Origin of the sequence: Streptomyces humi (genome assembly GCF_001005085.2) — a bacterium.
Classification (GTDB): domain Bacteria; phylum Actinomycetota; class Actinomycetes; order Streptomycetales; family Streptomycetaceae; genus Streptomyces; species Streptomyces humi.
In genome coordinates this window covers 1-6,343 of the sequence record NZ_LBMU02000152.1, presented here as the reverse complement: position 1 = coordinate 6,343, position 6,343 = coordinate 1, and the positions used below count along the sequence as shown (strand labels likewise).

Here is a 6,343-nt window from a genome sequence, read left to right as displayed (position 1 = left end):
CACACCGCACTCACGCGACACCTCACGCAGGGCTTCGGTGACGTCGTCGGGGACGGCGAACCGCAGGGCGGCGCCCGCGGACGAGCGGACCGGAGGGCGGGGCCGGTCGACGGGGAGTTCGGTGTCGGCGATGCCGGCCAGCCGCTCACGCCAGTAGGACAGCTGCCGCTCCAGCACGTCGCCGTCCAGCCACTGCCGCTGCCACACCGCGAAGTCCGCGTACTGCACCTCCAGCGGCGGCAACGGGTCGGGCTCCCCGACCCGGAACGCCTCGTACAGCGCCATCAGTTCACGGTGGAAGACCTGGTCGGACCACTCGTCGAACACCACGTGGTGCAGGGCCACCACGAGGACGTGCTCCTCCTCGGCCGCGCGCAGCAGGGTGCCCCGGATCAGCGGTCCGGACGCCAGGTCGAAGGGGACCACGGCGTCCGCGGCGGCCAGGTCGCGCAGCGCCCCGTCGGAGTCGTCGCCGGAGACGTCGACCACCGTCAGGGGGAACTCCGCGGGCGGGTCGATCACCTGGCAGGCGACACCGTCCGCGCCGGCCACCAGGCGGGTGCGCAGCACCTCGTGGCGGGCGACGACGCCGCGCAGGGCGGACTGGAGCGCCGCGACGTCCAGGGCGCCGTCCCACCGGACCCGCATCGACAGGTTGTACTCGGTGGAGCCGGGCTCCAGTTGGTCCAGGAACCACAGCCTCTGCTGTGCGAAGGACAGCGGCAGCGGCCCTCCTGGCCGCGGTTCCCATGCCCGGCGAGACACCTGCTCTCCCTTGAGGCGTCGCTTCAGCAATTCCCGCTTGGCATCAGAAAGCATCAGTTGTCCCCTGCGAATGAGAAAGCTGAAAACGGTGCGATGACGGTGCGCTGCGCTGCCCTGGGAGAAAAGTCCGCTTCACGATGGCACACCGCTGGATCATTCATCCAGCGGTGTGGTGTTCAACGCGTTCAACTGCGGCGGGGCGTCATTCGAACACGTCAGAGGGTTGCGGCCGCGCGCGTCGGCGTGCGTCGGGCGGCGAGTTCGTACAGGTCCGTGCCGGCCAGTTTGGGGTCCTGGCTGATCCCGACGGTGAACCCACGGCCTTCGAGGAGGCGGCGGATCTCCGCCAACCTGCCCTTTTCGTCGTGGACTTCGGCGACGACGTGGCCGATCAGCGGCCAGTGGTCCGGTTCGACGCCGGCGAGGACGAGGTGTTCGGCGCGCTCCACGTCGATCTTGAGCAGGTCGATCCGGTGCAGCGCGTGCTGCCGGATCAGATCGGAGACGGTCAGGGTGGGGACGGTCATGTCGATACCGCGGTGCAGGCCGCTGACCATTTCCCCGATGTACTGCTCGGGGATTCCGGAGTTGCGGAGGAATATCCGCGTGTTCTCGTCGTCGGCCCGCTGGTCGGCGAACAGACCGGAATTCCCGGTGGACTTCGGATAGTAGGTGAAAGCGCGGTGTCCGGCACGGTCGGACACCGCGCTGCACACACTGACGGACTCCGGCAGATGCCTGCGCAGATTGGATTCCAGGCACGCGAACGTGGCCGGGGCGGGCTCGACGGCGACGACGCGCAGACCGGGCACGGCCCAGCCGAACATCAGGGAGACGATCCCGATGTTCGCCCCGACGTCGAGGACGGTGTCGCCGGGGCGCAGCGCGGTCGCGGCCTTCGCGTAGAGGCCGTCCGCGGTGGCCTCCGCCCAGAGGACCTTGGCCTCTGCGGGGCTGACGCAGGTGATGCCGCGGCCGTTGGGCAGTTCGTAGGCGCCGGCCCCGACGGCCGGGGACCGGCCCGTCATGCGGTCGCCCCTCCCGCGCGCCGGGCGGTGCCCGCGGGCCGCTGCCAGCGGTCGATCTCAGCGCTCAGATAGGCGCCGACGGCGCGCGCGCCGCCCTCGTGGAAGATGTCCGAGTGCTTGCCGGGCACGTCCACGACCTCGGGTTCGGCGGACAGGGGGCGCCGCCACTGCTCCAGGGTCCACTCGTACGCCTTCTTGGGGTCGTCCTGCGGCATCAGCAGCACGACACGGCCGTCGTAGGTACGCATGCCGCGATGCATCAGCTCGCCGTAGTAGGCGTACGTGTGCCGGTTGATGATCAGGGCGCGCATGATCCGCAGGGCGTGCTTGTCGCCTTCGCGGACGCCCTGTCCGATCTCGTCGTCGGGTGCGCCGTACTTCTTCAGCAGCCGCTTCTCGTCCCTCGGGGGCAGTGTCGTGCCCGGCGCGGCGGCGAGGGCGTGCTCGACGCTGTCCAGGAGCCTGCGGGCCACGCGGTCGAAGGGCCGGCTGGGCAGGCGCCGGGCGAAGGGCTGACGGGCCGGCGCCATGAGCAGCACGCCGCCCACGTCCTTGCCCAGGGCCCGCAGCTGCCGGGCCATCTCCAGGGCGACGTAGGAGCTGCCGGACTGGGCGGTGAGCAGGTACGGACCGTCCTGCTGGAGCCGCAGCACCTCGCCGATGTACGTCGTCGCCATCTCCTCGACCGAGGACGGCGGCGCGTCCTCGCCGGTCAGGCCGCGCTGCTGGAGCCCGTAGAGCTGCTGGCCCTCGGACAGGTACCCGGCGACCTCCGCGAAGGCGGCGACCTCACCGGTGAAGGTGTGGACGGCGAACACGGCGGGCCGGACCGTACCGGCGCGGACGGTCACCGCCGAGCGGACCTCGGGGTCCTCGGTGCGCAGCTGGACCAGCGGCGCGGCGGACGCGATGGTCGGGTGGTCGAAGAGGTCCCCGACGCTGATGTCGTGCCCGGCGCCCCGGATGCGGCCGACGATCTGTGTGATCAGCAGGGAGTTGCCGCCCAGCTCGAAGAAGTTGTCCTGGGTGCCGACCTGGTCCAGGCCCAGCACCTCGGCCCAGACCTCCGCGAGGAGTTCCTCCGCCGCACCGGACGGCGCGACGTGGGTGCCGCCGCGGGAGCGGTCCCGCTCCGGCACCGGCAGCGCCGCCCTGTCGACCTTGCCGTTGGTGGTGAGCGGCAGCCGGGAGAGTTCCATGTAGGCCGCGGGCACCATGTGCTCCGGGAGGCCGCGCAGCAGCAGGGCACGGAGTTCCGCCGCGTCGGGGACGCCCTGGCTGTGGTCGGTCGGCACCAGGTAGGCGGCGAGCGCGCGGTCCGGGCCGTCGCCGTGCGCGGTGACCACGGCCGTGCGGATCGCCGGGTGGGCGGTGAGGGCGGTCTCGATCTCGCCCGGTTCGATGCGGAAACCGCGCACCTTCACCTGGTCGTCGACGCGGCCCAGGAACTCCAGCCGTCCGTCGGCCCGCCGGCACGCCCGGTCCCCCGACCGGTACATGCGTCCGCCGTCCCGTGTGAACGGGTCGGGCAGGAAACGCTCGCCCGTCAGCGCCGGCCGCCCGAGATAGCCCCGGGCCACCTGAGCGCCGGCGATGAACAGCTCGCCCGGCGCCCCCACCGGCACCGGCCGCAGGTTCGCGTCCAGTACGTACACCCGCGTGTTGGCGACGGGCCCGCCGATCGGCGGGGTGTCCGCATCCTCCTCCGCGTACACGGCCACCGTCGCGCACACGGTCGTCTCGGTCGGGCCGTAGGCGTTGACCAGCCGCCGCCCTTCGGCCCAGCGCCGGGCGACGCGTCCCTCCAGCCGTTCCCCGGCCGTGAACAGGGCCCGCACTCCGCCCAGGTCCGCCGGTCGCAGCACGTCCAGCAGCGACGGCGGTACCGTCGCCACCTCCACCCCGGCGCGGGCCAGCAGCACGGCCAACCGGCCCGGCTCCGCCCGCTCCCGGGGAGCGGCGATCACGAGGCTGCCGCCGCCGGTCAGCGCCATCAGCGTCTCCCACACGGAGGCGTCGAACCCGAACGGCGCGAACTGCAACACCCGCACGCCCGTGTCCGAGCCCAGATCCGAGTCCGCGGCCGATCCCTTGTCCGTGTCCAGCATGGCTCGCTGTGCGACCGCCAGGCTGGTGGCACCCCCGTGGGTCACCTGCACGCCCTTCGGACGCCCGGTCGATCCCGACGTGTAGATGACGTACGCCAACTGCTCAGGCCGTACGGCCACTTCGGGCGCCCGGTCGGGCTCACCGGCAACCTGCTCCCGTACGGCCGGGTCGTCCAGGACGACCGTCCGCAGCCGCCCCACCGGCAGCTCGTCCACCAGGTCCTCGGTGCCGACCAGCAGCGACGCACCGCTGTCGGCGAGCATGAACTCCAGCCGCTCGGCCGGGTACTCGGGATCCAGCGGCAGATACGCACCACCGGCCTGCCAGACAGCCAGCAGCGCCACCACCATGTCCACCCCGCGCGGCAGGCACAGTCCCACCACCGACTCCGCGCCGACACCGGCCCCGCGCAGGTGGTGCGCCAACCGGGCCGCCCGCGCCATCAGCGCGCCGTACGTCACCACCTCGTCGCCGAAGACGACCGCCACCGCGTCCGGGGCCGTGCGGGCCCGCGCGCCGATCAGCTCCTGCACACCGCCCACCGCCGGCAACGGCACCGCCGTGTCGTTCCAGCCGTCCACCACCTGCCCGAACTCGGCGTCGGTCAGCACCGACAGCTCCCCGACCGGCCGGCCGGCGTCCGACGCCGCGGCTCCCAGCAATGTGACCATGTGCCCCGCCATCCGATCGACCGTCACCGCGTCGAACAACGCGGTGCTGTACTGGATCTCGCCGGCAAGCGCGCCGTCGTCCTCCATCAGCGCCACGACCATGTCGAACTGCACCGGCAGCACACCCGTGCCGGTCTCCACCCCCGCACCCGCGGAGGCGCCGCCTTCACCAGAACTGCGAGCATCCGGTGCGTAGTTGAACGACACCCGCCCGAGAGGACTACGGGTACGGTCCCGTACGTCGGCCATGGCGTCCACCACCTGCTCGAACGGCAGGTCCTGATGCGCGTACGCGCCGAGGGCCGTCTCCCGGACCCGGGTCAGCAGTTCCGCGAAGGACGGGTCGCCCGACAGGTCGGTCCTCATGACCAGCGTGTTCACGAAGAAGCCGATGAGCTGCTCGGTCTCGGCCCGGTTCCGGTTCGCCACAGGTGTGCTCACCACGACGTCGTCCGACTGGGCATACCGGCCCACGAGGACGTCGAAAGCCGCCAGGAGCGTCATGAACATCGTCGTGCCGTGCTCACGCGAAAGGGCACGCAGGGCGTCCACCGTGCGCGCCGGCACCCTGAACCTGGCCACCGCCCCCTCGGTGGACCGCGCGGCCTCACGCGGCCGGTCCGTGGGCAGCTCCGGATCCCGCGCGCCGGACAACTTATCGCGCCAGTATCCCAGTTGCTCCTCCAGTACATCACCGGAGAGCCACTGCCGCTGCCAGGCGGCGACATCCGCGTACTGGATCGCCAACGGCGGCAACGGACTGGCCCGGCCGGCCCGGAAAGCCTCGTACACGACGGACAGTTCGTGCTGGAAGGCCCGGTCGGACCACTCGTCGAAGACGACGTGGTGGAACGCCAGGGCGAGCACGTGCTCGTCGTCCGCGACCCGGACCAGCGTCGCCCGGACCAGAGGCCCCCGCGCCAGGTCGAACGGCGTCAGCGCGTCCTCGTAGACCACCTCACCCACCGCGCCCCGCGGATCCTCGCGGTCCGACACGTCGATGACGGGGAGGGGGAGGGAGGTGGGCGGGTCGATGATCTGGTGCGGTACGCCGTCGGCGTCGGCCACCAGGCGGGTGCGCAGCACCTCGTGGCGGGCGACGATCGCGTCCAGGGCCGCGCCCAGGGCGCGCAGGTCCAGCTCGCCGGGCAGGTGCAGCCGGGTCGACATGTTGTACTCGGTCGACCCCGGTTCCAACTGGTCCAGGAACCAGAGCCGTTGCTGCGCGAACGACAGCGGCAGCGGCAGCGCACGGTCGGCGCGGCCGATCGGCCCGCTCCCGGTGCGCGCGACGGTGTCGACCAGGGCGGCGAGACTCTGGACGGTGGGCCGGTCGAACAGGGCGGCGAGGGGGATGTCGGCCGCGAAGACTTCGCGGACGCGGGTGATGACCTGCGTGGCGAGCAGGGAGTGTCCGCCGAGTTCGAAGAAGCTGTCCTGGGTGCCGATCCGGTCGACGTCGAGCACCTGCGCCCAGATACCGGCCAGCAGTTCCTCGGTCGCGGTCGCCGGAGCAGTGTACGAGGAGCCGGCGTGCGGGGCCTGCGGCTCGGGCAGCGCGGCACGGTCGATCTTCCCGTTCGGGGTCAGCGGCAACGCCGCCAGCTCGACGAACAACGACGGGACCATGTACTCCGGCAGCACCTCACGCACAAGCTCACGCAGTTCCGACACCGACGGAACTCCGGCAGCCGCGTCGGCCGGGACCACGTAGGCGACCAGACGCCGGTCACCGTCCACGCCCCGAGCGGTCACCACGGTGGCGTGGAT

The 6,343-nt window shown here is 71.9% G+C and carries 3 protein-coding genes; all 3 read right to left on the bottom strand.

The window, feature by feature from the left end; translation table 11 throughout:
* Positions 1 to 765 (bottom strand): condensation domain-containing protein (locus AAW13_RS43310; protein ID WP_240528941.1); only part of this gene is annotated, 765 nt, incomplete at its 3' end.
* Positions 766 to 980: 215 nt separating this feature from the next.
* On the bottom strand, positions 981 to 1,793 hold the full coding sequence (locus tag AAW13_RS43305; RefSeq protein WP_046732732.1) for an FkbM family methyltransferase: 813 nt from the start codon (positions 1,791 to 1,793) through the stop codon (positions 981 to 983).
* A complete protein-coding gene (locus AAW13_RS43300; RefSeq protein ID WP_206306387.1) occupies positions 1,790 to 6,328 on the bottom strand; it encodes a non-ribosomal peptide synthetase in 4,539 nt (1,512 codons plus the stop codon). Before AAW13_RS43300 ends, AAW13_RS43305 begins: the two co-directional genes overlap by 4 nt.
* Positions 6,329 to 6,343 lie beyond the last annotated feature (15 nt).

Bases quoted from the DNA above. Each gene is read 5' to 3' on its own strand.
- AAW13_RS43305 (WP_046732732.1), bottom strand. From the start codon at position 1,793: ATGACGGGCCGGTCCCCGGCCGTCGGGGCCGGCGCCTACGAACTGCCC.